The sequence below is a fragment of the Nocardia sp. NPDC055050 genome (genome assembly GCF_053608345.1).
Window position 1 is genome coordinate 22,731 of record NZ_JBSGVG010000022.1, and the last position, 25,690, is coordinate 48,420.

At 67.4% G+C, this 25,690-nt stretch carries 24 protein-coding genes and 2 tRNA genes; 20 read left to right on the plus strand and 6 right to left on the minus strand.

Going from position 1 to position 25,690, the window contains the following annotated elements:
- Window positions 1-2 precede the first annotated feature (2 nt).
- Complete coding sequence (gene argS / locus ACWGCN_RS22275; protein ID WP_379313086.1) at window positions 3-1,664, minus strand: arginine--tRNA ligase; 1,662 nt, start codon at window positions 1,662-1,664, stop codon at window positions 3-5.
- Between the two features lie 89 nt (window positions 1,665-1,753).
- On the opposite strand from argS, the gene ACWGCN_RS22280 reads away from it, so the two are divergent.
- The 3 genes from ACWGCN_RS22280 (at window position 1,754) to ACWGCN_RS22290 (ending at window position 3,549) form a co-directional block, all read left to right on the plus strand.
- Window positions 1,754-2,641 carry a DUF3105 domain-containing protein gene (locus tag ACWGCN_RS22280; RefSeq protein ID WP_378996189.1) on the plus strand — a complete coding sequence of 296 codons (888 nt, stop codon included), beginning with the start codon at window positions 1,754-1,756 and terminating at the stop codon, window positions 2,639-2,641.
- On the plus strand, window positions 2,641-3,363 hold the full coding sequence (locus ACWGCN_RS22285) for a DUF305 domain-containing protein (RefSeq protein WP_452453957.1): 723 nt from the start codon (window positions 2,641-2,643) through the stop codon (window positions 3,361-3,363). The genes ACWGCN_RS22280 and ACWGCN_RS22285 overlap by 1 nt, the downstream gene beginning before the upstream one ends.
- A gap of 113 nt (window positions 3,364-3,476) precedes the next feature.
- A tRNA-Arg gene (locus ACWGCN_RS22290) sits at window positions 3,477-3,549 on the plus strand.
- An 83-nt stretch (window positions 3,550-3,632) separates the two neighbouring features.
- Here the strand turns inward: ACWGCN_RS22290 and ACWGCN_RS22295 are convergent.
- Complete coding sequence (locus tag ACWGCN_RS22295; protein WP_449972277.1) at window positions 3,633-3,962, minus strand: antibiotic biosynthesis monooxygenase family protein; 330 nt, start codon at window positions 3,960-3,962, stop codon at window positions 3,633-3,635.
- A 224-nt stretch (window positions 3,963-4,186) separates the two neighbouring features.
- Between ACWGCN_RS22295 and ACWGCN_RS22300 the strand changes: the two genes are divergently transcribed.
- The 8 genes from ACWGCN_RS22300 to ACWGCN_RS22335 all read left to right on the plus strand — a co-directional run bounded on the left by ACWGCN_RS22300 (window position 4,187) and on the right by ACWGCN_RS22335 (window position 11,792).
- Window positions 4,187-4,813: an Rv0361 family membrane protein gene (locus ACWGCN_RS22300; protein WP_378996193.1), complete on the plus strand. Its 627-nt coding sequence runs from the start codon at window positions 4,187-4,189 to the stop codon at window positions 4,811-4,813.
- Between the two features lie 57 nt (window positions 4,814-4,870).
- Window positions 4,871-6,226, plus strand: coding sequence for a metallophosphoesterase (locus ACWGCN_RS22305; RefSeq protein ID WP_452458376.1), 1,356 nt, complete (start codon window positions 4,871-4,873; stop codon window positions 6,224-6,226).
- A gap of 93 nt (window positions 6,227-6,319) precedes the next feature.
- The gene (locus ACWGCN_RS22310; protein ID WP_452458377.1) at window positions 6,320-7,342 is read left to right on the plus strand and encodes an iron ABC transporter substrate-binding protein; all 1,023 of its coding nucleotides are present in this window, start codon (window positions 6,320-6,322) and stop codon (window positions 7,340-7,342) included.
- A 15-nt stretch (window positions 7,343-7,357) separates the two neighbouring features.
- On the plus strand, window positions 7,358-8,896 hold the full coding sequence (locus ACWGCN_RS22315) for an ABC transporter permease (protein WP_452458378.1): 1,539 nt from the start codon (window positions 7,358-7,360) through the stop codon (window positions 8,894-8,896).
- The gene (locus ACWGCN_RS22320) at window positions 8,893-9,951 is read left to right on the plus strand and encodes an ABC transporter ATP-binding protein (protein WP_452458379.1); all 1,059 of its coding nucleotides are present in this window, start codon (window positions 8,893-8,895) and stop codon (window positions 9,949-9,951) included. The genes ACWGCN_RS22315 and ACWGCN_RS22320 overlap by 4 nt, the downstream gene beginning before the upstream one ends.
- Window positions 9,952-10,016: 65 nt before the next feature.
- Window positions 10,017-10,088 (plus strand) — tRNA-Cys (locus ACWGCN_RS22325).
- Window positions 10,089-10,126: 38 nt separating this feature from the next.
- Window positions 10,127-10,714: a MarR family winged helix-turn-helix transcriptional regulator gene (locus ACWGCN_RS22330; RefSeq protein WP_379316391.1), complete on the plus strand. Its 588-nt coding sequence runs from the start codon at window positions 10,127-10,129 to the stop codon at window positions 10,712-10,714.
- Window positions 10,715-10,739: 25 nt separating this feature from the next.
- Window positions 10,740-11,792: a hypothetical protein gene (locus ACWGCN_RS22335; protein WP_452453966.1), complete on the plus strand. Its 1,053-nt coding sequence runs from the start codon at window positions 10,740-10,742 to the stop codon at window positions 11,790-11,792.
- Here the strand turns inward: ACWGCN_RS22335 and ACWGCN_RS22340 are convergent.
- The gene (locus tag ACWGCN_RS22340; RefSeq protein WP_452453968.1) at window positions 11,789-12,583 is read right to left on the minus strand and encodes an enoyl-CoA hydratase; all 795 of its coding nucleotides are present in this window, start codon (window positions 12,581-12,583) and stop codon (window positions 11,789-11,791) included. The two genes, ACWGCN_RS22335 and ACWGCN_RS22340, sit on opposite strands and share 4 nt — an antisense overlap.
- Window positions 12,584-12,723: 140 nt before the next feature.
- Here ACWGCN_RS22340 and ACWGCN_RS22345 point away from each other — a divergent pair, with 140 nt between their 5' ends.
- The gene (locus ACWGCN_RS22345) at window positions 12,724-13,275 is read left to right on the plus strand and encodes a hypothetical protein (RefSeq protein WP_378996206.1); all 552 of its coding nucleotides are present in this window, start codon (window positions 12,724-12,726) and stop codon (window positions 13,273-13,275) included.
- 32 nt (window positions 13,276-13,307) lie between these two features.
- On the opposite strand, the gene ACWGCN_RS22350 is transcribed toward ACWGCN_RS22345, so the two are convergent.
- Window positions 13,308-14,267 (minus strand): DUF2157 domain-containing protein, encoded by a 960-nt coding sequence (locus tag ACWGCN_RS22350; RefSeq protein ID WP_449972258.1) that lies wholly within the window; start codon window positions 14,265-14,267, stop codon window positions 13,308-13,310.
- 135 nt (window positions 14,268-14,402) lie between these two features.
- Between ACWGCN_RS22350 and icmF the strand changes: the two genes are divergently transcribed.
- The 3 genes from icmF to ACWGCN_RS22365 all read left to right on the plus strand — a co-directional run bounded on the left by icmF (window position 14,403) and on the right by ACWGCN_RS22365 (window position 19,222).
- Complete coding sequence (icmF, locus tag ACWGCN_RS22355; protein ID WP_378996210.1) at window positions 14,403-17,612, plus strand: fused isobutyryl-CoA mutase/GTPase IcmF; 3,210 nt, start codon at window positions 14,403-14,405, stop codon at window positions 17,610-17,612.
- An 81-nt stretch (window positions 17,613-17,693) separates the two neighbouring features.
- Window positions 17,694-18,761: an amidohydrolase family protein gene (locus ACWGCN_RS22360; protein WP_452458380.1), complete on the plus strand. Its 1,068-nt coding sequence runs from the start codon at window positions 17,694-17,696 to the stop codon at window positions 18,759-18,761.
- A 53-nt stretch (window positions 18,762-18,814) separates the two neighbouring features.
- On the plus strand, window positions 18,815-19,222 hold the full coding sequence (locus ACWGCN_RS22365; RefSeq protein WP_378996216.1) for a DUF3224 domain-containing protein: 408 nt from the start codon (window positions 18,815-18,817) through the stop codon (window positions 19,220-19,222).
- Window positions 19,223-19,259: 37 nt separating this feature from the next.
- Here the strand turns inward: ACWGCN_RS22365 and ACWGCN_RS22370 are convergent, their stop codons facing one another.
- Window positions 19,260-20,009 carry an SWIM zinc finger family protein gene (locus ACWGCN_RS22370; RefSeq protein WP_378996218.1) on the minus strand — a complete coding sequence of 250 codons (750 nt, stop codon included), beginning with the start codon at window positions 20,007-20,009 and terminating at the stop codon, window positions 19,260-19,262.
- Window positions 20,009-22,882 (minus strand): SNF2-related protein, encoded by a 2,874-nt coding sequence (locus tag ACWGCN_RS22375; RefSeq protein ID WP_452458381.1) that lies wholly within the window; start codon window positions 22,880-22,882, stop codon window positions 20,009-20,011. The genes ACWGCN_RS22370 and ACWGCN_RS22375 overlap by 1 nt, the downstream gene beginning before the upstream one ends.
- Window positions 22,883-23,080: 198 nt before the next feature.
- On the opposite strand from ACWGCN_RS22375, the gene ACWGCN_RS22380 reads away from it, so the two are divergent.
- From ACWGCN_RS22380 to ACWGCN_RS22400, 5 genes are all read left to right on the plus strand, one after another.
- Complete coding sequence (locus ACWGCN_RS22380; RefSeq protein WP_378996222.1) at window positions 23,081-23,443, plus strand: hypothetical protein; 363 nt, start codon at window positions 23,081-23,083, stop codon at window positions 23,441-23,443.
- 247 nt (window positions 23,444-23,690) lie between these two features.
- The gene (locus tag ACWGCN_RS22385) at window positions 23,691-24,314 is read left to right on the plus strand and encodes a thermonuclease family protein (protein WP_452458382.1); all 624 of its coding nucleotides are present in this window, start codon (window positions 23,691-23,693) and stop codon (window positions 24,312-24,314) included.
- A 361-nt stretch (window positions 24,315-24,675) separates the two neighbouring features.
- A complete protein-coding gene (locus tag ACWGCN_RS22390; protein WP_378996228.1) occupies window positions 24,676-25,029 on the plus strand; it encodes a hypothetical protein in 354 nt (117 codons plus the stop codon).
- Window positions 25,004-25,177, plus strand: coding sequence for a hypothetical protein (locus ACWGCN_RS22395; protein WP_452458383.1), 174 nt, complete (start codon window positions 25,004-25,006; stop codon window positions 25,175-25,177). The genes ACWGCN_RS22390 and ACWGCN_RS22395 overlap by 26 nt, the downstream gene beginning before the upstream one ends.
- 8 nt (window positions 25,178-25,185) lie before the next feature.
- Window positions 25,186-25,551, plus strand: coding sequence for a hypothetical protein (locus ACWGCN_RS22400; RefSeq protein ID WP_379312073.1), 366 nt, complete (start codon window positions 25,186-25,188; stop codon window positions 25,549-25,551).
- The last annotated feature ends 139 nt before the right edge of the window (window positions 25,552-25,690 follow it).

The following is a 25,690-nucleotide window of genomic DNA, read 5'->3' on the forward strand; positions in this document are numbered from 1 at the left end:
GTTCACATGCGCTCCGGTGCGCTCACGCCGAGCAGGGCAAGGCCGTTGGCCAGCACCTGACGGGTCGCCTTGACCAGTTCGAGGCGAGCCGCGTTGAGCGGGGTGACGGCGTCGTCGCCCTTGGGCAGCACGCGCATGTCGTCGTCGGACTGGAACGGGTGGTACACACCGGCCAGTTCTTCGAGGTAGCGGGCGATGCGATGCGGTTCGCGGGTATCGGCGGCGGTCGCGACCACGCGCGGGAAGTCGCCGAGGGTGCGGATCAGATCGCCTTCGCGACCGGAGGTCATCAGCGCGAAATCCGGTTCGACAGAAGCGAATTCGGGGTACTTCGCGGCATTACCGATGATGCTGTTGGTCCGCGAGTGCGCGTACTGGACGTAGTAGACCGGGTTCTCGCTGCTCGCCTTGGTCCACAGGTCCAGGTCGATGTCGATGCTCGAGTTCACCGAGGAACGCACCAGCGAGTAGCGCGAGGCGTCGACGCCGATCTGTTCGACCAGGTCGTTGAGAGTCACCACGGTGCCCGCACGCTTGCTCATCTTCACGGCGACGCCGTCGCGCACCAGGTTCACCATCTGCCCGATCAGCACCTCGACGGTGTCGGGGTTGTCGCCGAACGCGGCGGCGGCGGCCTTCAACCGGCCGATGTAGCCGTGGTGGTCGGCGCCCAGCATGTAGATGGCCAGGTCGAAGCCGCGGCCACGCTTGTTCTGGAAGTAGGCGATGTCACCGGCGATGTAGGCGGCGTTGCCGTCGCTCTTGAGGACCACGCGGTCCTTGTCGTCGCCGTATTCGGTGCTGGCGATCCACCAGGCGCCGTCCTTCTCGTACAGGTTGCCCGAGTTCTTCAGCTGCTCGACGGCCTGTTCGACGGCGCCGGAGGCGAACAGTTCGCTCTCGTTGAAGTACACGTCGAAATCGGTGCCGAACTCGTGCAGATCCGCGCGGATCTGGGCGAACATCTGCTGCACGCCCTCGCTGCGGAACACCTCGTGCCGCTCGTCGGCGGGCAGGGTGAGCACATCGGGATGCGCGGCGACGATGCCCGCGCTGATCTCGGCGATGTACTCGCCCGCGTACCCGTCCTCCGGGGTCGGTTCGCCCAGTGCGGAGGCGACCAGCGACTTCGCGAAGCGGTCGATCTGCGCGCCGTGGTCGTTGAAGTAGTACTCCCGCGTCACATCGGCGCCCTGAGCGGCCAGGATGCGACCCAGCGCGTCACCGACGGCGGCCCAGCGGGTACCGCCGAGGTGCACCGGACCGGTCGGGTTCGCGGAGACGAACTCGAGGTTGATCTTGGTGCCTGCCAGCGCGGACCCGGTGCCGTAGATCTGCCCCGCGGTCAGGATCTGGCTGACGATGACGCCCTGCGCCGAAGCGGCGAGACGGATGTTCAGGAAGCCGGGCCCGGCGATCTCGGCCACATCGATCCCCTCGGTGGCCGACAGCGCCTCGGCGAGCCAGCCTGCCAGCTCGCGGGGGTTGGTTCCGACCCGCTTGGCCACCTGCATCGCTACATTCGTGGCATAGTCGCCGTGTTCGGGGTTGCGCGGACGCTCCACTGTGACCTGCTCGGGCAGGACCGACGAGTCCAGTCCGCGTTCGACAAGCACCTTCGCCGCGGTGGTACGAAGGAGATCTGCAAGGTCAGCTGGAGTCACGAGTCTCTATCCTATTGGCTGGGCCCCTTGCAACCACGACCGCCCGCCACGAACCCACCGATCCACACGTCGAAAGAGCACAACGAGCGATGCCTAGCAGGACCAGCGCCACATCAGCCAAGGCCGTGCGGGCCGCGGGGAAGTCGTCTCCGTCCCGCAAGACCCGCAAGGGCAACCTTCCGGGCAAGAAGCGCGACACCCCATGGGTGCTGCTCGGCGCGGGCGTCGCCATCGTCGCGCTGATCGGGCTGCTGGCCTACAGCCTGGTGCCCAAGTACATGGACCAGGCCGCGATCCGCGAGGCCCAGACCGACCTCAAGGAATGGGTCCCCTCCAAGGAGAACCAGGACCCGTCGGCGAAGATCGACGGCGTCGTGAAGTCGGAGTACCCGGCCGGTCTGCACGTGACCGCCAGCCAGCGCGTGGCCTATGACAAGGCCCCAGCCTTCGGTGGCCCGCACGACGGCGCGTGGGCGAACTGCACGGGCACCGTGTACGCCAAGCCGATCCGCATGGAGAACGCGGTGCACTCGCTCGAGCACGGCGCGGTCTGGATCGCCTACAACCCCGACAAGGTCGACGCGGCCGGTGTCGAGAAGCTGTCGAACTTCGTCAAGGGCCGTCAGTACTCGCTGATGTCGCCGTACCCGGGTCTGGACTCGGCGGTCTCGCTGCAGTCGTGGGGCCACCAGCTCAAGCTGGACAACGCCGACGACGCGCGGATCAAGCAGTTCATCTCCGCCCTGCGTGAGAATCCCTACGCCTACCCCGAGGTCGGCGCGAGCTGCTCGAACCCGATCTTCGACGCGAACAACCCGCCGCCGTTCGACTCCTCGCCCTACGGTCCCGAAGCGGTCCCGATGGACGGCAAGGGCCTGACGCAGGACCAGACCGAACTCGGTGGCGGCGGCACGGGCTCGGGCATCCCCGGCCTGCCGAACATCCCGATGCCGGGCGGCCTGCCCGCGGGTCAGTAGTGAGCGCGGACGAGAGCGCGGTCGAACCCGACGACACCGCGCCCGAGTCGAGCGCGCGTCGCCCGGCCGGGGCGGTGCTCGTTCTCGGCGCGATCGGTCTGCTGCTGCTCGGCGCGGTGGCGGGTGTGTTGTTGCGGATGCCGCTGGAGAAGAACGCCGAACCGGAGCCGAGCGCGGTCGACATCGGTTTCAGTCAGGACATGTCGGCGCATCACGCGCAGGCCGTCGACATGGCCGGAGTGGCCCTGATCGCCTCCACCGACAACGATGTGCGTCGCCTCGCCTACGACATCCTGACCACCCAGCAGAACCAGATCGGCCGCATGCAGGCGTGGTTGCAGCTGTGGGGCGAGTCCAACCAGAACGTCGACGGCTACATGGGCTGGATGAGCGACGACCACGGCAGCACCGGCCACCACGGTGGTTCCACCGCCGAGCCGGCGATGTCGGGCCCGATGCAGTCCATGCCCGGCATGGCGAGCCAGGAGGAGATGACCGCGCTGCGCCGATCCACCGGCCCCGCACTGGACACGATGTTCCTGCAACTGATGCTGCGCCATCACCAGGGCGGCGTCCCGATGCTCGACTACGCCGCCGAGCACGCCGACACCACCGCGGTCCGCACCCTGGCCGCCACGATGTCGAAAACCCAAGAGGGCGAATCGCAGCTGATGACCACCATGCTCGCCGCCCGCAACGCCACCCCCCTCCCCCTCGGCTGACAACCGCGGCCGGACCGGCCCCAACCCCCGGTCCGGCACAGTTTTTGGCGCACCGCACTCGATGCGATACGCTGTCGCTGCCCGATCGCCTCACCGCGACCGGCATCTATCCCGCCCTCGTAGCTCAGGGGATAGAGCGTCTGCCTCCGGAGCAGAAGGCCGCAGGTTCGATTCCTGCCGAGGGCACCGAAGAAGGCCCCGACCACTTGGTCGGGGCCTTTCTCGTTGCCGAGCCAGGACGAAATTCTGATCGGCCACTGAGCCACCTTTCAGCACTGGCGGTCATCGTGAACGAGCGCACCGAGTTCCGCCGGGCGCGTCCATTCGTATTCGCGTTCGACGTGGCATATCCGCGCGCGGTACCCCAGGTAGAACCGTTCGCGGCCCAGGCGTTGGACTGCGACATGCTCGACGTTGTCACGCCAGGTCCGTAGCGCGTCCAGATCCCTCCAGTACGACACGGTGATGCCACAACCCGCGTCTCGAGCGAACTCCATGCCAAGGTAACCGTCGATCCGCGCTGCAAGATCGGCCATTTCCGCCGCCGCCTCCGCGTATCCAGCCAGGTCCGCAGCGTCCGTCGACAAGGCGGTGGTCAAGATCGCGGCATAGTAGGGCGGAGCAGTTCCGCGGACGAAGGGCAAGTCCCCACTCGACGCCGTCATGGCTTCATCTTCCCTCCACGAAGGCATCCAGCCCCGGGTGAGGTCGAGTGGAGCGCGGAGGTTATGGTTCGCCTCGTTTGTTCGATATTCAGGTTTGATCTCGCACGGTTCCATAGGTTTTGGGGGTCGACGCCCCCGATGACATCAGGAGCGTTGCCATGACGAATCCGCCCGAGGGACAACAGCCTCCCTTCGGTCAGCAGCCGCCCGGCGATCCGGGGATGCCGTCCGGGCCGCCGGGGTATCCGCATGCGGGGTTCGGGGCCGGGGGGCCGCCGGGGCCCGAGTATCCGGGTGGGCCCGATGTGTTCGTGCCGCCGCCCGCGCCGAAGAAGAAGCGGACCGGGTTGTTCGTGGCGTTGGGGATCGTCGCGTTGGTGGTCGTCGGTGTGCTGGTGACGGGGGTCGTGCTCACGTTGCAGGGGCGTACGCCGTTGTCGTCGGACGAGAAGCAGATCGACGTCGCGGTGCGCGACTTCTACGACACGCTCGATGCCGACGGTTTCATCGCCGCCGCGCAACTGGCCTGTCAGGCGGATCGCACGGAGATCGACAATCTCACCCCCGAGCAGCGGGCGCAGTTCGAGCGGGCGACGGTGCAGGTGACGATCGACGAGGTCAAGGACATCGTCATCACCGGCGACGACGCGAAAGCGACGGTCACCGGTCAGCTGACGCTGTCGGTGGAGGGCGAGGAGCCCGATACCGAGTCGAGTACCGAGGAGCACCTCACCAAGGAAGACGGCACCTGGAAGATCTGCTCGGCACCGGCCAACAAACACTGACCGAACACCCGGTGACGCTTCCCGGTATCGCCTGGAACCGCCGTTACGCTCGACAGTATGGGCTGCTGCGGAGCGTCGCGCCGAACCGTACTGGCCGCCGCGGCGGGCGCGGCGCTCGCCGCGGCGATACCGGGTTCCGGTGCGGCGCAATTCGATCCGCTGATCGCGCTCGATCTGGAAATCGTCACCGTGACCGATCGTGGTGCGGTGCTGACCTGGACCACGTTCGGTCTCGATCCGGCAGGCCGGCCCTTTCCGGTCCCCGCCGATACCGAAGTGCGCCTGGCCCCGGCGGATTCACCCCGCGAGCCGTTCACCGTCTACCACGACGGCTCCAGAACCCCGTTCCACTATGCCGAGATCGACGACCTCGAGCCCGGCCGCCCGTACCGATTCCAGGCCCTGTCCAACGGAATTCGCGCGCTCCCCGCCCCGGCGCTCACCACGGCGGCACCCGGCGCTCCCGAAGCCCGTGGCGAATTCACCACGCTCACACCACCTCCCGGACGTCTGCTACACACCATCGCCCTGGCCAACGACGTGCACTACGGCGAGACGGTGAGCGGCATCGTGATCGCCGGTTTCCCACCTGGATACCAGAGCGACCCGCCCTATCCGCGGTTCATGCTCGACGGCCTCCTCGCTGATATCAGCGCCCGCGACGCCTCGCTCCTGCTGTTGGCAGGCGACCTCACGAACGAGGCCACCGCCGACGAATCACGTGCTGTCCGACAACGTCTGGACGCATGGGGAACTCTCGGCACCGACTACCTGGTCGCCCGCGGCAATCACGACCGCCCGCACGACTATCCGGACTGCGCCGACTGCTGGGGCGATCAGTTCCTGCCCCGTCAGCAATTGACCGAACACCACCTCGGTGACCTGCGCATCCTCGGCCTCGACACCAGCGCCCCGGATGCCGCGGGCGGCACCATGGACCGCCCGCAACTCGACGCCCTCACCGAAACGCTGCGCGCCGACCCGGACCGGCCGACCATCGTGTTCGGCCACCACCCCGTCACCGCCGAGGCGGGCTTCACCAATATCGGCGGCCCCGGCTTCATCCTCGACCGCGCGACCGCCCTCGAACTACAGAGCCTCTACCAGCAGGCGCCGGGCGTCTTCCTGCACCACAGCGGTCACACCCACCGAACCAGACGCACCCGGCCCGACCTGCCCTGCGCGGTGGAATTCCTGGAAGTCGGTGCGGTGAAGGAGTATCCGGGCGGCTACTGCCTGCTCCACGTCTACGAGGGCGGCTACCGGGTGAACTTCCACAAGACCCGATCCGAGGACGCCCGCCGCTGGAGCAGCCTGACTCGCGGCCAGTATTTCGGCACCGCACCGGACTATCTCCTCGGCACGATCGAGGACCGCAATCACGCCGTCACCCGCGATCTGTCCGGACTCTGATTCGCCGGTCGTCCGCATCTGTGCACGTCACGCGAGGTATCTTCCTTAGGCAAGCCTCATCATAGGATGGGGACCCTTGGTGGAAGGACGCGAATGACCTCGCGCAGTTGGAAACCTCTGGCCGGACTGATGGCGGTCGCCGTGGCGACCCTCGGCCTCAGCGCCTGCTCCTCGTCCTCGGGCAGCGCCGACGAGATCACCGTCTACAACGCCCAGCACGAGTCGCTCACCAAGGAGTGGGTCGCGGCGTTCACCGAGGAGACCGGCATCAAGGTCACCCTGCGCCAGGGTGGTGACACCGCGCTGGGCAATCAGCTCGTCGCCGAGGGCGCCAACTCCCCCGCCGACGCCTTCCTCACCGAGAACTCCCCGGCCATGGCACTGGTGGAGAACGCGGGCCTGTTCGCCGATGTCGACAAGGCCACCCTCGACCAGGTGCCGGCACGGTACCGTCCGTCGACCGGTAAGTGGACCGGAGTCGCCGCTCGCGCAACGGTTTTCGTCTACAACAAGGACAAGCTCAACACCGCGGGGCTGCCCGCCTCGCTGCTGGATCTCGCGCAGCCGCAGTGGCAGGGCCGCTGGGCGGCGGGCACGTCCGGCGCCGACTTCCAGGCGATCGTGGCCGGTTTGCTCGCCTTGAAGGGCGAGGACGTCACTCGCGCCTGGCTGCGCGGCATGAAGGCCAACGCGACCAGCCTGCAGAACAATGTCGCGACCATGAAGGCGGTCAACGCGGGCAATCCCGACGGCGGCGTGATCTACCACTACTACTGGTACCGCGACCAGGCCAAGACCAAGGAGGGCAGCGCGAACACGGCGCTGCACTACTTCAAGAACCAGGACCCCGGCGCCTTCGTCAGCGTGTCGGGTGGCGGGGTACTGAAGTCGAGCAAGAAGCAGGAGTCCGCGCAGAAGTTCCTGGCCTTCATCACCGCGAAGAAGGGCCAGGAGGTGCTGCGCGACGGCGATTCGATGGAGTACCCGGTGGCGAGCGATGTCGCCGCGAACCCCGCGCTGCCACCGCTGGCCGACCTGCAGGCACCCGCGATCGACCCGAGCAAGCTCGACGCGAAGAAGGTCACCCAGCTGATGACCGAGGCCGGGCTGCTCTAGGTGCGCACTACCCTCGTGAGGTCGACACCCCGGGTCGGTCGGCCCGGGGTGTTCAGCACGCTCGTCGCACTGGTGCTCACAGCGGCGACGTTCGTGCCGCTGGGCTATATCGTCTCGGTGCTGTTCGACACCGGGCTGAGTGAGGCAGGCGCGCTGGTGTTCCGGCCGCGGGTGGGCGAGTTGCTGACGAACACCGCGCTGCTGGTGGTGTGCACGGTGCCGGTCTGCGTGGTGCTCGGCATCGGGTCGGCCTGGCTGGTCGAGCGCACCGATGTGCCGGGACGGGCGTGGTGGGGGCCGGTGCTGGTCGCCCCGCTCGCGGTGCCCGCGTTCGTCAACAGTTATGGGTGGGTGAGCGTTTTCCCGTCGATGCACGGGCTGTCGGCCGCGGTGATCGTGGCGACGATGTCGTATTTTCCGCTGGTGTACCTGCCGGTCGCGGCCACGCTGCGCCGACTCGACCCGGCGATCGAGGAATCGGCGCGTGCGCTGGGCTCGGGGCCGGTAGCGGTGTTCTGGCGAATCACGCTGCCGCAGTTGCGATTAGCAATTCTCGGTGGCGGCCTGCTGATCGGGCTGCATCTGCTCGCCGAATACGGCGCGTTCGTGATGTTGCGCTTCGACACGTTCACCACGGCGATCTTCGAGCAGTACCAGAGCAGTTTCGCCGGTCCGGCGGGCAGCATGCTCGCGGGGGTGCTGGTGCTGTGCTGCCTGGCGCTGCTCGGTGGCGAGTCGCTGCTGCGCGGCGACGCGCGCTACGCCCGGCTGGGTGGTGGTGCGGCGCGGGCGGCGCGGCCGATCGCGCTGGGTGGGCTGCGGGTGCCGCTGTTCGGGGTACTCGTGGCGGTGGTCGCCGGGTCGCTCGGCGTGCCGCTGTGGACGATCGGGCGCTGGCTGTGGCTGGGTGGTGCAGCGGTGTGGGACTCCGCGGAAATCGGTGCGGCACTGGGCCAGACGATCAGCCTGGCGGCCGCGGCCGCGCTGGTCACCACGCTGTGCGCGTTCCCCGTCGCCTGGATCGCGGTGCGTTCCACGAGCGCGTTCGCCCGGCTGATCGAGGGCGCCAACTACATCACCAGTTCGCTGCCCGGCATCGTGATCGCGCTCGCCCTGGTAACCGTCACCATTCGCTGGACACCGCCGCTGTACCAAACGGTGTCGCTGGTGGTGATCGCCTACGCGCTGATGTTCCTGCCCCGCGCGTTGGTGAGCGTGCGAGCCGGGCTGGCCCAGGTCCCGGTCGGCCTCGAAGAGGTGTCGCGGTCGCTGGGCGAATCGGCCTCGACCACCTTCTTCCGGGTCACCCTGCGCATGACTGCGCCCGCCGCCGCGTCGGCCGCCGCGCTCGTCTTCGTCGCGGTATCAACAGAACTCACCGCGACGCTGCTGCTGGCGCCCACCGGTACGCGCACTCTGGCCATGCAGTTCTGGGCGAAGTCGGGCGAACTCGACTACGCGGCCGCGGCACCCTACGCGTTGATCATGATCATCGCCGCCGTCCCGGTGACATATCTACTGTTCACCCAGTCACGAAAGGCGGCCGGGATATGAGTCGGCTTGTTGTCGAAGGGGTTTCGAAGAGTTTCGGCGGCACCACGGTGCTCGATCACATCGACCTCGACGTACCGAACGGCACGGCCACGGCGGTGGTCGGCGCGTCGGGCTGCGGCAAGACCACCTTGTTGCGGGTGATCGCCGGATTCGAGGGCCCGGATACAGGTTCGGTGCGACTCGGCTCGGAAACTGTTGTGCACCAAGATATTTGCGTACCACCACAGCGCAGGAGAATCGGTTACGTCGCCCAGGACGGCGCCCTGTTCCCGCACCTGAGCGTCGCCGACAATATCGCCTACGGCCTGCACACCGGGCTGCGCGGCGCCGTCGACCGCCTGCGCCCACACCGCGACCGCCCCCGTGTCATCGAACTCCTGGCCATGGTCTCCCTCGACCCTGACTACGCCGACCGCAAACCCCATCAACTCTCCGGCGGCCAGCAACAGCGTGTCGCCCTGGCCCGGGCCCTGGCCCGCAAGCCGGATCTCATGCTGCTCGACGAGCCGTTCAGCGCCCTCGACACGGGCCTGCGCGCCACCACCCGTCAGGCTGTGGCCGACACGCTGCGCGCCGCGGGCATGACCAGCATCCTGGTCACCCACGATCAGGAGGAAGCGCTCAGCTTCGCCGAACAGGTCGCCGTCATGCGCGCGGGGCGGTTCACCCAGGTCGGGCCGCCGCAGCAGGTCTACCACCGGCCCGCCGACCTGTTCACCGCCCGCTTCCTCGGCGACTGTGTGCTCCTCGACGCCCTCTGCGAAGCCGACACCGCCAAGTCGGTCCTGGGGCCCGTCCCGGTGCAGCCGGGCGCCCCCACCGGCGAAGTGACCCTGATGATCCGTCCCGAACAGCTCGCCGCCCAGGTGATCGGCGACGACGAACCGCACTCCGGTCACGTCACCGCCGTCGACTTCCGCGGCCCCGACGTGATCGTGACCATCGACCTCGCCGAGGGCGCGGGCACCGTCCGTGTCCGCCGCACCGGCATCGAGGCCCCCACCACCGGCAACCGCGTCCGCCTCACCGTCCACGGCCCCGCCGTGGCCTACTGACGTTGCGATCACGCTGATCCCAACCCTCGCCGCGAGCGCCGGAGCACGGCACTATCAATGGCGAGGCGGGCGTGGCTGAGTGGTTTAGGCAACGGTCTGCAAAGCCGTTAACGCGGGTTCAATTCCCGCCGCTCGCTCTGTGGGAAAGCGGCTGGGTCGTGGAATGATCGTTTTCATGTCACGGCCCAGACCGCTTTCCGAGGACCCGATCGCCGAGGCTTACCGGCAGTGGGTTGCCCACGGCTGGGAGTCGGTCGCCGACGGGATGGCCCTGGTGACCTCGCTGGTTCGGGCGCAGCAGATTGTGATGGCGCGCGTCGACGAGGCGCTCAAACCGTCCGGGCTGACGTTCTCCCGCTACGAACTCCTGCAGCTGCTCAGTTTCAGCCGCACCGGCGCGCTGCCGATGGCCAAGGCGAGTGCGCGCCTGCAGGTGCATCCGACGAGCGTGACCAATACCGTCGATCGGCTCGAAGCCGCCGGGCTGGTGGTCCGCGTCCCGCATCCCAGCGACCGACGGGCAACTCTCATCGAAATCACCAGCGCGGGAAGGAAATCCGTGGCCGAAGCCACGGCGGCACTGAACGCCGAGGTGTTCGCCGAACCCGGCCTGCCCGCCGACCAGGGCCGCGACCTGTTACGACTGCTGGCACAATTCCGTCACGACGCGGGGGATTTCGAGGTCGACGACCCGGAAAACCTCGCATTCCACGCGACCTGGCAATCGACCGGAGAATCTTCGGCCGATTCCCTTGGCAGCTAGCCCGAAAAGGTTCACGATGTAGCGCATGGTGCTGATCCTCGGGGTGTCGGCGGGCGCGGGTGGAGCCCGTGCGCTGCTGACCCATTCCGATCAGCCCCACATGCCGCCCATCGACCGGATCCAGGTACCGCGCAGGCCGGGCGGATCGGTGGAGGAATCGGTACTCACCGCGATCCATCGCATGCGCGCCGCGGCCGCCGACCGTGAGGAGTACATTTCGGGCACCGCGGTCACCTGCCGCAGCGAGTTACAGGCCGATGCGATCAGAGCGGCAGCGGGCCAGGCCGACTTCGCGATCGTCGACGAGCCACTGGCCCAGTTGCGCTATCTGCGTTTCAGCGGCCTGCTGCCCGCCATCGACTCGGTGATGCTCTACGACCTGGGCAGTTCCGGTTTAACCATCACCCACGCCGACTGCCGTACCGAAACCATCCTCGCGGGCAAACGCAGCACCGTCATCAGCGGCAACGGCTACGACGCGCTGCTGCGCTGGCAACTCGCGCGCAGTGGCGTCTCGGCCGACGCGCACGCCAGCCGCGAACATCGGGAATCGTTGAGCCGCACCAGAGTTGTCACCGCCGCCGATGCGGACACCGGCGGCCGCGCCGTGCTCACCCGCAGCGATCTGGCCGCCCTCTGCGAAGCGGGACTGCATCATTCGGCGTCGTTCGTGCGCCTGCTGATCCAGGAGACAGGGGTGCAGCCGGGAGCGCTGGCACTACTGGGCGGCTGCGCGCGCAACCCGAGCCTGCGTGCGGATCTGGCCCAGCTGATCGGCTTGCCGATCGTGTACGACCCTGAGCCGGAATATGTTTCGGCGCGCGGCGCGGTGCTGCTGTGTGCCCGCCGTCCCTCGGCACGGTTACGGATGCCGCGTCGAGGTGCGGGGGTCATCGGAGTGCCGCCGCGCCAGGGTCGCCGAAAACTTCTCGCCGCGGTCGCGGTGACGGCCACCCTCGGTGGCACGGTCGCCGGCCTGCTCAGCAACGACAACCCCTCGGCGCGGTCCCCTGAACAGGGCACCGCGCCGAGCACCGCGCACTTCATCGACGGTGCGCCGCGCTGGAAACCGAACTAGCGGTTGATGAAGTTCGGCGGCCGCTTCTCGACGAAGGCAGCCATACCTTCCTTCTGATCCTCGGTCGCGAACAGCGAATGGAACACCCGGCGTTCGAACAGCAGCCCCTCGGCGAGCGTGCTCTCGAACGAGCGGTTCACCGCCTCCTTGGCGATCATCGCGACCGGCAGCGACATCGACGCGATGGTCTGCGCGGCCTCCAGCGCGGTGTCGAGCAGTTCGTCGGCGGGCACGACCCGCGAGACGAGCCCGGAGCGCTCGGCTTCCTCGGCACCGATCATCCGGCCGGTCAGGATCAGATCCATCGCTTTGGCCTTGCCGATCGCGCGGGTGAGACGCTGCGAGCCGCCGATGCCGGGGATGACGCCGAGGGTGATCTCGGGCTGGCCGAACTTGGCGTTGTCGGCGGCGATCAGGATGTCGCACAGCATCGCCAGCTCACAGCCACCACCGAGCGCGTACCCGGAGACGGCGGCGATGGTGGGCTTACGGAAGTTGGCCAGGCGGTCCCAGCGGGCGAAGTAGTCGGCCAGGAACATGTCCATGTACGACTTGGGCGCCATCTCCTTGATGTCGGCGCCCGCCGCGAAGGCCTTCGCCGAGCCGGTGATCACGACGGCGCCGATGGAATCATCGCGGTCGAGCTCGTCGAGCGCGGCGATGACGTCGTCGAGGACCTGGGCATTGAGAGCATTGAGTGCCTTGGGCCGGTTCAGGGTGATCCAGCCGACCCCGCCCTTACCGTCGGTGCCGCCCTTGCGCTCCAGCAGAATCGTCTCGAATTCGGTCACAGCCACCCTCTTGTCAATCAACGGTCACGGATGGTGCAGACCATACCGAGCCGCGCCGCTCTCCGGTGACCTGGATCTGAACTGTGCCACGCCGTCTGTGACGCATTCCACCGCGCCCGATTTGCGGCACAATCGTCGCCATGGGCAGCGACCACTTCGTGCGGATCACCCGCCTGCGCGCACTGATCGACCACGAGAACACCGGCGCGGGCGAGCGCGCCACCGCCGAGCGGATGCTGGACCGATTGCTCCGAAAATCCGCGGACCACACTGCTTCGGGCGCCGCGCCGGACCGCGTCTACGGTTCGCGGCACCACCGTGCGGGCAGGCACGCGAGCACCGCCTCGATCGTGGAATCGGTCCGCGAGGACATCGCCTTCGCCCGCACTTTCGTCGCCGCGGGCGCGCCCGGCGAGGTCACCGTCCACAGCCCCCTCGCCGCGGCTCCCGCCCAGCTCACCGTGGCCGTAACGACCCCGTTCGCCGACCAGATCGTCGTCACCATCACCGACATACCCCCCGCGTGGGGGTGGGAACCCGACGAATTCGACCGCATCACCGCCACTGCGGACCTGCGCCGGCTCGCCGATGAACTCGCCGAGATCATCGACAGCTACAACCACGACGGCGCCGATGTGGGTCCCCGCTTCTTCCGGACGATCCGCGCCCAGGAAACCACCCTGATCCGCTGACCTGAACCGATCCTGCCGAGGCCCACAGCAGGTCATCCCTGCTTGCCGACCACGACCACCACCCCCGCGGTGAGTACCAGCGCGCCGATCCCCAACACCACGCTCGCGACGACCGGCCCTCCCGCGGTGTAGTCGGCCACCGCCTGCACGACCGCGACCGCGATCCCCGCCGCCCCACCGAGCACCAGCACGGCGTCGCGACGCAGGACGTACAGCACGAAGCAGAGCACCCCGATCAGCGCGGTCAGGCAGGGTCGCCACAGCGATTCGCCGAACGTCACCGATTGCGCGCCGATCACCGCGATCACCCCGCCGAGGAGATAGCCGGCCCATTCGGCCACCAGCAGGCGAGCCGACGCGAGTCCGAACCACAGCGCACCGAACGCCATCAGCGCGATCCCCTGCCACGGCGACCGGACCTCGAACAGCTCCGAGGTGACATTCAGAATGCTCGCGACACCGAAGCAGGCCACGGCGACCATTCCGAGCACGCTCGGCACCAGCAGATATCCGAGAACGGCGACGAACAGTCCCGCGATCGAGGCCGCGATGGCCGTCGCGTCGCCATGATGCCCGTCGAACGCCGTCGCCACCGCACCGGTCACCGCCACCGCCGCCAGCACGAGCAGCACCGCCGCCAGCCGCACCCGCCCCGCCGACGCGATCGGCACCCGGCGGAACACGCCCACGCATCCTTCGGCCAGTACCACCGCTCCCCACATCGCGCACCCGGCCACCACCACCAGCAACACCACCCGGCCCGATTGCGCCACCTGCGCCCACGCCTTGTCGATGAACAGTCCCAAACCCGCGGCCACCAGCGCGGCCCCCAGGTACGCCACGATCTCGGCGGCCACCCGTCCCCCGCTCGCGCGCCCGGCCCGCTCCTGCTCGTCGACCGCCCGCAGCACCGCTCCCCGCTGCTCGCCACTGATCACCCCGGACGCCACCAGTCGCTCCAACGCCACATCCACCCGGTGCTCGCGAACCATCCGTCGAGTATGTCGACCTGCGGTGATGATTCCGCCGCAAGCTGGGCGGGGCGTTTCGCGGCCAAGTGACGCGGTTCACAGTAGAATTACTTTGATGTCCTAGTATCGGGCGCTCTATCAATGGCGGAGGCAGTCATGAGCCTGCATGTTCCGGTGAATCCCGTGCGATTCGTGACCTCGGCGGCACTGTTCGACGGGCACGACGCGGCGATCAACATCATGCGGCGGATTCTGCAGGCCCAGGGCGCGGAGGTGATCCATCTCGGGCACAACCGGTCGGTGCGCGAGATCGTCGACGCGGTGATCGAGGAAGACGTGCAGGGCGTCGCGGTGAGCTCGTATCAGGGTGGGCACATCGAGTTCTTCGAATACCTGGCGCGGGCACTGCGCGAGGCGGGCGCCGGTGAGGTGCGGATCTTCGGCGGTGGCGGCGGGGTGATCGTCGCCGAGGAGATCGAGCGGCTCGCGGCGAGCGGCGTGCGGATCTTCTCCCCCGAGGACGGCCAGCGCCTCGGCCTGCCCGGCATGATCAACGAACTGATCCAGCTCTGCGATGTCGACCCCGCGCGCACCGCCCCCGATCTCGACGCGCTCTATACCGGGGATCGAAACGCCCTGGCGCGCACCATTACCTGCCTGCAGCAGGGCTCGCTGCCCGAATCCGATCGAGCGGCGATCCTCGCGGCCGCGACCACACGGCGTGTTCCCGTTCTCGGCATCACTGGCACCGGCGGGTCCGGAAAGTCCTCCCTCACCGATGAATTGGTGCGCAGGCTCCGCACCGACCAGCAGGACAAGCTGCGCATCGCCGTGCTCGCGGTGGACCCGACCCGCAGGCGAGCCGGTGGCGCCCTGCTCGGTGACCGGATCCGGATGAACGCCCTCGACGGTGATCACGTGTATTTCCGGTCACTGGCCACCCGCGGCAATCACGAACTGCCCGACGATATCGACGCCATGATCGCCGCCTGCCGGGCCGCCGGTCACGACCTGGTCATCCTCGAGACCCCCGGCATCGGCCAGGGCGACGCGGGCATCGTCGACCACGTGGATGTGGCGCTGTATGTGATGACGCCGGAGTTCGGCGCCGCGTCCCAGCTCGAGAAGATCGACATGCTCGACTACGCCGATGTCGTCGCGATCAACAAGTACGAGCGCCGTGGCGCGGCCGACGCGGTGCGCGATGTGGCGCGCCAATTGATCCGCAACCGTGCGGAATTCGGCGCGAGCCCCGCTGACATGCCGGTCTTCGGCACCAGTGCGGCGACGTTCGACGACGACGGCGTCACCGCCCTGTACCAGCACCTCACCGGCCTGCTCACCGAACACGGCCTGACGCTCGAGCCCGGCGCCCTGCCCCGCGTCGACACCTCGGTCTCCACCCGCTTCGCCCAGCTCGTGCCCCCGTCACGGGTCCGGTATCTGGCCGACATCGCCGACACGGTCCGCGGCTACCACGCCGACACCCGGCGCGAAGCCACTGCCGCCCAACGGATTCAACGGCTGGCACTGGTACACGCGGAGCTCCCCGACGACGCGGCGGTCGCCGACCTGCTCACGCAGGCCCGTCCCGCCCTCTCCGCGGCCTCGACCGCGGCACTGGCCGACTGGCCGACGGTCGCCGAGAGCTATCGCGGCGACGAACAGGTGGTGCGCATCCGCGACCGCGAACTGCGCACGCCGCTGCGCCGCGAATCCCTGTCCGGGACCAGCATTCCCCGGGTGGCCCTGCCCCGCTGCACCGACGACGGCGACCTCCTGCGTTTTCTGCGCGCCGAGAACCTGCCCGGCCGATTTCCGTTCACCGCAGGCGTTTTCCCGTTCAAACGCGAGAACGAGGACCCCGCCCGGATGTTCGCGGGCGAGGGTGATCCGGCCCGCACCAACCGCCGCTTCAAGGTCCTCAGCGCCCATGCCGAAGCCACCCGCCTGTCCACCGCGTTCGACTCCGTCACCCTCTACGGCCACGACCCGGCCGAACGCCCCGACATCTACGGCAAGGTCGGCACCTCCGGTGTCTCGGTGGCCACCGTCGAGGACATGCGCACCCTGTTCGACGGTTTCGACCTCGGCGCCCCGACCACCTCGGTCTCGATGACCATCAACGGCCCCGCCCCGACCATCCTCGCCTTCTTCCTCAACACCGCGATCGATCAAGCGCTGCAGCGCTTCTCCGATGCCGAAGGGCGCGAGCCGACACCGGCGGAAGCCGCCGATATCCGGGCACGCACGCTGTCGACCGTGCGCGGCACGGTGCAGGCCGACATCCTCAAGGAGGACCAGGGCCAGAACACCTGCCTGTTCTCCACCGAATTCAGCCTGCGCATGATGGCCGACGTCCAGGAATGGTTCGTGCGCAACAACGTCCGGAACTTCTATTCGGTCTCGATTTCGGGATATCACATCGCCGAGGCAGGCGCGAATCCCATCAGCCAGCTCGCTTTCACCCTCGCCAACGGATTCACCTATGTGGAGACCTACCTGGCGCGCGGGTTGGCGATCGACGACTTCGCCCCGAATCTGTCGTTCTTCTTCTCCAATGGCATGGACCCCGAATACACGGTGATCGGCCGGGTGGCCCGCCGGATCTGGGCGATCGCGATGCGCGACCGGTACGGTGCGGGCGAACGCGCCCAGAAACTCAAGTACCACGTGCAGACCTCCGGGCGTTCGCTACACGCCCAGGAAATGCAGTTCAACGACATTCGCACCACTCTGCAGGCGCTGATCGCCGTCTACGACAATTGCAACAGCCTGCACACCAACGCCTTCGACGAGGCGGTGACCACCCCGACCGAGGATTCGGTGCGCCGCGCGCTGGCGATTCAGCTCATCATCGCCAAAGAATGGGGGCTGGCCGTCAACGAGAATCCGCTCCAGGGCAGTTTCGTCGTCGACGAACTCACCGATCTCGTCGAAGAGGCCGTGCTGGTCGAATTCGAGCGGATCAGCGAACGCGGCGGAGTGCTCGGCGCGATGGAGACCGGCTATCAGCGCGGCCGCATCCAGGACGAGTCCATGCGTTACGAGCAGCGCAAACACGACGGATCGCTGCCGATCGTGGGGGTGAACACCTTCCGCGGCCGCGACGACGACACCGAACACGCCCCGCTGGAACTGGCTCGCGGCACCGAAACCGAACGCCGTTCCCAACTGGACCGGCTGCACGGTTTCCAGGCTGATCACGCCGAAGAATCCCATCGCGCGCTGGCCCGGCTGACCGAGGTAGCGCACACCGACGGAAATATTTTCGATGTGCTCATGGACGCGGCGCGGGTGTGCACATTGCAGCAGGTCACCGATGCCTTCTTCGCGGTGGGAGGACAGTATCGGCGCACTGTGTGAGCCGCGTAATCCGTCGCGACACGCCGTTGGCGTGTGACAATCGCCGTGAGCTCTGCCAGCGGCGGCGATGGGACGCACAGCATGGATCTGACCGACTTCGACATCATCGATGCCCATATTCACCAGTGGGATCCGCATGCCACCCCACGCGAGTTCAGCAAGCTCGCGAAATTGATGCGATATCTGCCTCTGCCGGTCGGTACCGCGGCAAAGCTGGCCCCGCTGCGTGACCGCCAATTCGTCGGCGAGCCCAGCGCTTACCTACAGCCTTATCTGCCCGCCGACTACCGCGCGGACCGGGGAAATACGCCGGTCGAATCCGTGGTGGAAATCGAGGTGCAGTGGACGGGCTGGAAGCCCGACGAGACGCGCTGGGTGGCGAGCCTGCCGTTCGGTGTCGACACGCCCGCCTTGGCCACGATCATCGGCTCGGCCGACCCCGCCGGCGCGGACTTCGGCGCAGTGCTCGATGCGCATCAGTCCGCGTCGCCGCTGTTCTGTGGCATCCGGTCGATGGTCGCCTACCACCCCGATCCCGGCGTGAAGTCCTTCGCCGCCCACGACGGCGCACTCACCGCCCCGGCGTTCCTGAACGGCTTCGGGCAGCTCGCCGAGCGGGGGCTCTCGTTCGACGCGTGGGTGTATTCGGGGCAGCTACCCGAGGTGACGGCGCTGGCCGAACGGTTCCCCGAGGTACCGATCGTGCTCGATCACCTGGGGACGCCCGCGGGCATCTTCGGGCCGGTCGGCAAGGACACGGGACATACCGGCGGACAGCGGGAGCTCCTGTTCGATCGGTGGCGCGAGGACCTCACCGATCTGGCCGCGCAGCCCAACGTGGTGGCCAAGGTGAGCGGGCTGATGATGCCGGTGCTCGGGCACCCGGTGCCACGACGCGGTACTGCGACACCTGTCCCCACACTGCTGAGACGGGTGGGGCCGCTGCTGGCGCACGCGCTGGCGGTGTTCGGCGCCGACCGGCTGATCTGGGGGTCGAACTTTCCGGTCGACAAGCCGATCACCAGCCTCGGCGGCGCGGCCGAGACCGTGGCCACCGCGCTGAGCGACGCGGGCGCGAGCACCGACGACCTGCGGAAGGTGTTCGGCGCCAATGCCGTCCGGTTCTACCGGATCGAGCCGACCGCGTGAATCGCCGCGTCCGCGAGCCGGTTTCTGTCGGTGGACGGGTTTAGCATCGGCGCATGAAAGCCATCGGCACCTTCGAGGTCACCGCGTTCGATCCCACCGAACTGACGCCGCAGCCCCCCATCGTCACCGGGATGCCGGTCGGCATCTCGACCATGACGAAGGCCTACGCGGGCGAGATCGAAGGGCTCTCGGCCACGCTGTTCACCGCCGCCTTCGACATGAGCACCGGCGCGGGCACCTATCTCGCGATGGAGTCCTTCGAGGGTGCGCTGCACGGCAAAGCCGGTGCCTTCAACTTCGTCCACTCCGCCACCACCGGCGGTACCGACCGCACCGACGAGTTCTTCCACATCGTCCCCCGTAGCGGCACCGGGGAATTGACCGGCATCACCGGTACCGGCGCGCTGTACGTGGATGCCGAAGGCGGGCACCATATCTGGTTCGAGTACGAGCTGGGCTGATGCCAGGTCGAACAGCAGACCGGGCCGAACCGTCGACTCAGTCGTCGAATTCGGTATAGAGCGAGCGCAGTTCGCGTAAGCCGGTTGCCGCGGTCGGTTCGTCCTCGGCCGACATGCGCAGCGCGCGACGCAGCGGAATCGCGTCGAGGTCGTCGATGACGGCGTGGAATTCGACGCGGGGCAGCTCGGGTAGGACCAGCTCGTCGCCGTAGGGGTCGTCGGAATCGGCGGTGCGCGCGGACTTCTCGACACCGCCGATGAGGGTGTCGAGGTCGAGGCCGCGCAGGGTGAGGATCTCGCTGGGCTGCTCGTCGAGGCGTTCGGCGAGCAGATAGCAGACTGCCGCCACGTGCTTGCACGGCCAGCCCATGTCCGGGCAGCTGCAGGTGAAGTCCAGTTCGGAGGCCGTGGTCGGCAGCAGGTGCGGGCCGAGCGCGGGTGGGAGCGCGCCCGAGGCGATCTCGGCGAGCATGCCGGGCGCCTCCCTGATCTCGGCCAGCAGCAGGTCCACCTCGTCCTCGCGCAGCGGCCGGATCGACAGCACCGAGGTGAACGGGCTCGGTTGGCTGCCCTGCACCTCCGCGGTCACCGCACCCCGTTCGATCCGGTAGTTCACCACCTGCCCGACCCTGGCGTAGGTGCGTCCGCGCGAGAGCCTGCCCGCATCGGCGACCTTCTCCACCGAGTCGAGCAGCGACTTGCCCCACCAGGTCCGGCCGAAACCGCCGCGAGCCTGGGCGCCGCCGCGCACCGGTTTGCGCGGACCGAACTGGCTGAAGTCGGCCATCAGTCACCCACCGCCTCGGCGCCCAGGGTGAACAGCTCGCGCAGTTCGTCGGTGCTCATCTCGGTGATCCAGTTCTCGCCCGCGCCGACCGCCAGATCGGCCAATTGCTTCTTCCCGTTGATCATTTCGTCGATCCGCTCTTCGATGGTGTCGACGCACACCAGCTTGCGGACCTGCACCGCGCGCTGCTGGCCGATCCGGAACGCGCGATCGGTGGCCTGGTTCTCGACGGCCGGATTCCACCAGCGGTCCAGGTGGATCACGTGATTGGCGGCGGTGAGGTTCAGCCCGGTGCCGCCCGCTTTGAGCGAGAGCAACATCAGCGGCGGGCCGTTCGCACCCTGGAAGCCGGTCACCATATCGTCGCGGCGCTGCTTGGCCACGCCACCGTGCAGGAACGGGATCGGGGTGCCGAACCGTTCGGTGAGGTAGGGCAGGATCAGGTCGCCGAACTCACGGAACTGGGTGAAGAGCAGGGCCTTCTCGCCGTCTGCGAGCACCGCGTCGAGCACGTCCTCGACCAGCGCCAGCTTGCCGGAGCGGTGGCCGCCGCGTCGCAGGATCGGCGAACCGTCACCCAGGTAATGCGCGGGATGGTTGCAGACCTGTTTGAGCCGGGTCAGCGCGCCGAGCACAGCGCCCTTGCGCGCCATGCCTTTCGCGTCTTTGAGCTTCTCCAGCATGTCGTCGACGACGGCCTGGTAGAGGGCGGCCTGTTCGACGGTGAGGTTGGCCCGCACCGTCATCTCCAGCTTCTCCGGCAGGTCGCTGATCACCGCCGGATCGGTTTTGAGCCTGCGCAGCACGAACGGATCGGTGATCAGCCGCAGCCGGTCGATGGCCTGCTGGTCGCGTTCGCGCTCGATCGGCACCGCGAACTTGGCGCGGAACGACTGCGGGCTGCCGAGCAGTTTCGGCATGGCGAAGTCGAACAGCGCGCGCAGTTCTTCCAGCCGGTTCTCCACCGGAGTTCCGGTGAGCGCCAGTCGATGTCGCGCGGTGAGTGCCCTGGCCGCACGCGCCTGCCTGGTCACCGCGTTCTTGATGTGCTGTGCTTCGTCGAGCACGATCCGCTCCCACTGCTGTTCGTTCAGCAGCGTGATATCGCGGGCGAGCAGTGCGTAGGTGGTGATCACCAGATCCGAATCAGCCACCGCCGCAGCGAATTCCGTGCCCTGGAGGCGACCGGGGCCGTGATGCACGAGCACCCGGAGGTCAGGTGCGAACCGTTGGGTCTCCCGCTGCCAGTTACCGACCACCGACATCGGACACACCAGCAGCGTCGGTCCGACCTGCGCCCCAGCGTCGAAGCTCGCGAGGGCGGCGTGTTCGTCGACCATCGCGGGCTGTGTCTTCTCACCCGCCGCGGCAGCCGTGCCGACCTCGCGCTCGTGCACGAGCAGCGCCAGCACCTGCACAGTCTTGCCCAGCCCCATGTCGTCGGCCAGGATCGCGCCGCAGTTCAGCCGGCTCATCGTGGCCAGCCAGCTCAGGCCACGTTCCTGGTAGGGCCGTAGCTGGGCTTTCAGGCCGACCGGAACCGGAACCGGCTCGGGTTCGCTTTCCCTGGCGAACAATTCGGCCGCCCAGCCGTCGGCGGTGACCTCGGTGACCGGGACATTGTCGACCCGCTCGGCGGCGAGTTCACCGATCATGTCGGCCAGGGTGATCGGACTGTCGTCGACATGCTGCGCGACGTAGCGGGCAGCGGCGGCCAGTGCTCGATGGTCGGCCTGCACCCATTCGCCGCGCAACTGGACCAGGTCGGATTTGCTGCTGATCAGCCGTTCCATCTCGGCCTGGGTGAGCACCAGATCGCCGAGCGCCAACTCCCACCGGTAGGAGAGCAGGCCACTGAGGCCGACGGTGGATTCGGCGGCGGCGGGGCTGCTCACGCGCAATCGCATGCTCGGTTCGGCGATGTTCCAGGCCCGTGGCAGGAGCAGCCGAATACCGGCTTCCTGCAGGGCATGTGCGCCGTGGGCCACCAGGTCGGCTACCACCTCGGTGGGGAGCAGCAGGTCGAGGCCGCGCGGATCGGTGGGGAGGTCGCGCAGGCGCGGGTAGGCCTTGCGCGCCTGGCCGAGTTTCTCCGCCGCCGTCCGTACGAGCACCGGATCATCTTCGAAGACAACGGGTTTGGGTGCGTCGTCGACCGGGCGCAGGCACACCTGTAGTCGCCACAGCGCCACCGATTCGTCGGCCGTGCCGAATTCGCCGTCGGGTTCGCACAGGCGCAACACCAGTTCCGGCTCATCGGCGGCATAGCCTTCCCGCCACTGCGTCAGCGTTTCCGACAGGCGGTAGGAGCCGGCGTCCAACGGGGTGTCGGCGACCAGCGCGGCCAGCAGCGGGTGCGTCATCGTGCGGTGCGCGAGATATTCGCGGGCGATCGGGTCGGTGAGGTGTGTGCACAGGTCGTCGAGCACGGCGGCGGGCGGGCCCGCCACCCGCAGCGCCGGCGGCATCGCGGCGGCCAGCTCGGCCAGCCATGCCCGTTGACGTTGTCCGCCGACGAGCCGCCAGCGCACCCACCACTGACCGTCTGCCCGCTCGATCTGGGGCACCACCCGACCGGCTCGCACCCACCGTTCGATGCCGCGCGCGACGTGCGCGAGGAACCGCAAGTCGCCGGAGATGTGCTCGCGCGGCAGTCGGCTGCGCAGCACAACGGCCGCCGTCGGTGGGGCGAGCGCGTGTGCGCGAACCTCGGCGGTCCCGGACTGTCCCCCGGCATCGACGACGAGCACCTGGGCCCGGTGCCGGAACCTCGCACGATCCAGGATGTCGCCGAGCACCGACCCCACGGCGACCGGCTCCGTGTCGTGCCACAGCAGTAGGCCCGATTCGGGGGACCACAGACCGTGCAGCATGGACTCCATCCAAGCAGGCGGCACCGACACCGATCACGGCCGCCATACCCCTGGATTTCTCGCCGCAACGAGAACATACTGAAATAACCCCAGGTCACGGGCCGGAACACCCACCGGCGACAACTCCATATGGACCCAGGCGGACCGGACGGATCCGGTTCGACCGATGACCCCTTGTAATTCGTGCGGAGGGCAGCGATGACGATTCTGCTCCAGGTTCTCGAGCAGAGCTACACACCCAACACCCCTTGGGAACGGCGCAAATTCACCTTCATCGACACCACGAAGATCCTCGGCATGCGGCTGGACGGTCAGGCAGGCGTCTGGCTCGATCTGTCGCGGCCAGGCGAATCCCAGCGCCTGGCGCACACCATCGACCCCAGTGAATCCATCACCTTCCTGCTCACCGTCTTCGCCAAGATCGCCGAATGCGAAGACCGTGGCGGTTCGTGGCTGGTCGGCCATGACGGCGCCCACGTCTCCTCGATAGCAGCCACCCGATTCCCGCCCAACCCGGCCGCGCAGGCCGCGGACGACCTGCTGGCCCGAGCCTGGTTGTAGGCCGCATCGTCGACTGACGCGGCCTTCCCCTCGCCCAGCGCCGCTCGAAGCGCGGTTGTTGTCGGTACCACCGGCTACAACATGCGGGTATGGGGAAGCCGGCGTGGTTGCTCGTCACAGTGCTCGCGGTTGCCGGGTGCGCGGTGATCGGACCGGATGGGCCGGTCACACCCGCACCCGGCAGTCCGACGCGCGCCGGGCAGTCACGACGGCTGCGACACCCGCATTATCTGGACTGTTGAGGGCGATGTTGCGTGATTTCCTGGTAGTGCGGCAGCGCTCAGTTCGGCATGGCCTGAGGGACGTGAGTCACGGCGTCGCAGCTGTCGGCGCCGTGGTGATGGTTCCATTGGCTGTGGCATGTGGTCAGGTGCCTGGAGTCGAGTCGGCGTCACCGCCCAGTGAGGTGCCGAGTCCAATTCCTGTTCCGGCTGATGCAGCGGGGCCGTTTCCGGTGTTGCAGGTGATCGACGGTGACACGGTGTCGATCCTGAAGGACAGCAAACAGGTGAAGGTCCGGATGTTGGGTCTGGACACACCTGAGACCCAGGATCCGCGCAAGTCGGTGCAGTGTTTCGGTACCGAGGCGGCTGACCGTGCCAAGCGGGTGCTGGTCGGCAAACAAGTAGTCGTGAGGCCCGATCCGTCGCAGGACAGCACCGACAAATACGGTCGGCTCCTGGCGTATGTCTGGGTGGATGGGGCGCTGTTCAACCTCAACCAGATCGCTCAGGGGTTTGGACACGAATACACATATTCACACTCACACCCCTACCAGTATCAGCGCGAGTTCCGCGCCGCAGCGCGGTATGCGCAGGTCCACCACCTGGGGCTGTGGAACCCGGCGACATGCAACGGCGTCACGAACTAGTACTGCAACGGCATCCGTGTGATTCGGGCGTCTGCTTGTCGCGCTCGTGTTGACCCGGCTCGATACCGCCGACCACGGCTGGTACCGGTCGCACTGGCGACGACGCCGCGAGATCACGCCCGGCTATCGCACGACCGGCGGCAGGGCACCCGCTCGACTGACCACCGAGTGCAGTTGCAGTACTGGCTCGCCCCGCGCGGATTGCGATGGGGCTGACCGCCGATAACCTGGACGCATTGCACCGCAACAGATTCGGTGCCACCGAAATTGACCATCGAACCCGCGGCGAAGTAGAGTCCGAGTGGCCCGACCAGCATCGGACCGCGCAGGAATATCGTAGACCTGCGAGTTGGAGAATGTGATGTACGAGGAAGTTCAAGGTGGCGAGAACGGACAGGCGCCGCCGATCAAGAGTTACGACACTTCTATTCATCCAAATTTTCCGGTAGTCGACTCGAGCAAATTCAAGACAATTCGCGATTTCACCGGTGAATTGATTCAAGCCAATGCCACCCAGGCGGCAGCCGTGGGGATCTACTTCAGCTCGAGAGATCGCCCCGTCGCCAAAAAATTGTTCGATCATTACTATCGCGTGACCGGCGACGACTACGTGCTGGAGGAATCGGCGATCCGCCTCGACCACCGTTGTGGTCGCCCATCCAGGTGCGGCCGGATCACATCAGATCGAATTGAAGCAGCAGTCCCACATCTGTGATGTCTACAATTTCCATACCGACGACGACTACGGCAACATGGCCCAGTCCGCCGTGAACACCATGGCGCAGAGCGAGGAACTCGGCCTCGCCAAGTCGTTCCTGGTATACGGTTCCGGCGCGGTGCACTCCTGGTCGGGTTCGAAATAGGTGGGGATATGACTGATAGGAACAGCAGGACCGATGATGTATTGGTCCCGGCGATCTTCGGAGTCATCATCGGCGGCTTACTGGCGGTGATCGCCTATTTCCCCTTGGTCGTGCTACTGCAGAACGTCTTCGACGTGCCCGAGCCCACTGCGACTCCCAAGAAATACCGAGGCGACACGGAACCAATCTCGCCGTGGTATTGGATAACGTGGATGATTCCGGCGCTCGTCGCGATTCCCGCCGGATTGGGATTGTCCTGGTGGCGGCGCATCCGGGTTTTCGCGCTGGCGTCTACGGTGACGTTCGTCCTCGGCGCTGCCGTGGTCGCCGCTGTCGTGATTTCCTTCGAGATCAACGGATTCGCACCCGACTGACCTGACCGGAGTAGCCGGGTCAGACGGAGACGGCGTGTTCGAACCACACGTTGTCTCCGTATCCGTACCGAATGGCACCCAGGTCGACAATCACCTTCTCCGGGAGTTCGAATTCGCTCGCGTTGTAGACCGGGGTGGC

Excerpts from the sequence above, each read along its gene's own strand:
- ACWGCN_RS22280 (WP_378996189.1), top strand. The coding sequence starts at position 1,754 with ATGCCTAGCAGGACCAGCGCCACATCAGCCAAGGCCGTGCGGGCCGCG.
- ACWGCN_RS22300 (WP_378996193.1), top strand. The coding sequence starts at position 4,187 with ATGACGAATCCGCCCGAGGGACAACAGCCTCCCTTCGGTCAGCAGCCG.
- ACWGCN_RS22305 (WP_452458376.1), top strand. The coding sequence starts at position 4,871 with ATGGGCTGCTGCGGAGCGTCGCGCCGAACCGTACTGGCCGCCGCGGCG.
- ACWGCN_RS22310 (WP_452458377.1), top strand. The coding sequence starts at position 6,320 with ATGACCTCGCGCAGTTGGAAACCTCTGGCCGGACTGATGGCGGTCGCC.
- ACWGCN_RS22320 (WP_452458379.1), top strand. The coding sequence starts at position 8,893 with ATGAGTCGGCTTGTTGTCGAAGGGGTTTCGAAGAGTTTCGGCGGCACC.
- ACWGCN_RS22330 (WP_379316391.1), top strand. The coding sequence starts at position 10,127 with ATGTCACGGCCCAGACCGCTTTCCGAGGACCCGATCGCCGAGGCTTAC.
- ACWGCN_RS22335 (WP_452453966.1), top strand. The coding sequence starts at position 10,740 with ATGGTGCTGATCCTCGGGGTGTCGGCGGGCGCGGGTGGAGCCCGTGCG.
- ACWGCN_RS22345 (WP_378996206.1), top strand. The coding sequence starts at position 12,724 with ATGGGCAGCGACCACTTCGTGCGGATCACCCGCCTGCGCGCACTGATC.
- ACWGCN_RS22350 (WP_449972258.1), bottom strand. The coding sequence starts at position 14,267 with ATGGTTCGCGAGCACCGGGTGGATGTGGCGTTGGAGCGACTGGTGGCG.
- icmF (WP_378996210.1), top strand. The coding sequence starts at position 14,403 with ATGAGCCTGCATGTTCCGGTGAATCCCGTGCGATTCGTGACCTCGGCG.
- ACWGCN_RS22360 (WP_452458380.1), top strand. The coding sequence starts at position 17,694 with ATGGATCTGACCGACTTCGACATCATCGATGCCCATATTCACCAGTGG.
- ACWGCN_RS22365 (WP_378996216.1), top strand. The coding sequence starts at position 18,815 with ATGAAAGCCATCGGCACCTTCGAGGTCACCGCGTTCGATCCCACCGAA.
- ACWGCN_RS22370 (WP_378996218.1), bottom strand. The coding sequence starts at position 20,009 with ATGGCCGACTTCAGCCAGTTCGGTCCGCGCAAACCGGTGCGCGGCGGC.
- ACWGCN_RS22375 (WP_452458381.1), bottom strand. The coding sequence starts at position 22,882 with ATGCTGCACGGTCTGTGGTCCCCCGAATCGGGCCTACTGCTGTGGCAC.
- ACWGCN_RS22380 (WP_378996222.1), top strand. The coding sequence starts at position 23,081 with ATGACGATTCTGCTCCAGGTTCTCGAGCAGAGCTACACACCCAACACC.
- ACWGCN_RS22385 (WP_452458382.1), top strand. The coding sequence starts at position 23,691 with ATGTTGCGTGATTTCCTGGTAGTGCGGCAGCGCTCAGTTCGGCATGGC.
- ACWGCN_RS22390 (WP_378996228.1), top strand. The coding sequence starts at position 24,676 with ATGTACGAGGAAGTTCAAGGTGGCGAGAACGGACAGGCGCCGCCGATC.
- ACWGCN_RS22400 (WP_379312073.1), top strand. The coding sequence starts at position 25,186 with ATGACTGATAGGAACAGCAGGACCGATGATGTATTGGTCCCGGCGATC.